The organism is Chimaeribacter arupi (assembly GCF_002858805.1).
Taxonomy (GTDB): Bacteria; Pseudomonadota; Gammaproteobacteria; order Enterobacterales; family Enterobacteriaceae; genus Chimaeribacter; species Chimaeribacter arupi.
Genome location: NZ_PJZI01000095.1, coordinates 1 through 447 on the forward strand (window position 1 = coordinate 1; position 447 = coordinate 447).

1 protein-coding gene is annotated in these 447 nt (G+C 57.7%); it reads right to left on the reverse strand.

Annotated features, from left to right (window positions below):
* Nucleotides 1-406, reverse strand: a 406-nt coding sequence (locus CYR52_RS22215) for a pyridoxine 5'-phosphate synthase (RefSeq protein ID WP_101829455.1), incomplete at its 3' end; no start/stop codon positions are given.
* Nucleotides 407-447: the final 41 nt, after the last annotated feature.

Below are 447 nucleotides of genomic sequence, written 5' to 3' on the forward strand. Positions count from 1 at the left end.
CATCAATAAACAGCGAAACCAGAATGCCTGCCTGATTCAGGCGCTCAACGGCAACGCCCATTTTGTCAATTTGCCCGGCCACATCCAGGCCGCCTTCGGTGGTCACTTCCTGGCGCTTTTCCGGCACCAGGCAGCAGAAATGCGGCGTCAGCTCGCAGGCAATGCCAAGCATCTCATCCGTTACGGCCATCTCCAGATTCATCCGCGTCTGGATAGTCTGCCGCAGAATACGCACGTCGCGATCGGTGATGTGACGGCGATCCTCACGCAGGTGCACGGTAATGCCGTCTGCGCCCGCCTGCTCTGAGACAAACGCCGCCTGTACCGGATCGGGGTAATTTGTGCCGCGCGCATTACGCACCGTGGCGATGTGGTCAATATTGACACCAAGCAATAAGTCAGCCATGACAGTCCTCGGAAAAAGGTGGGGGTGCAGGCAGTTTACAC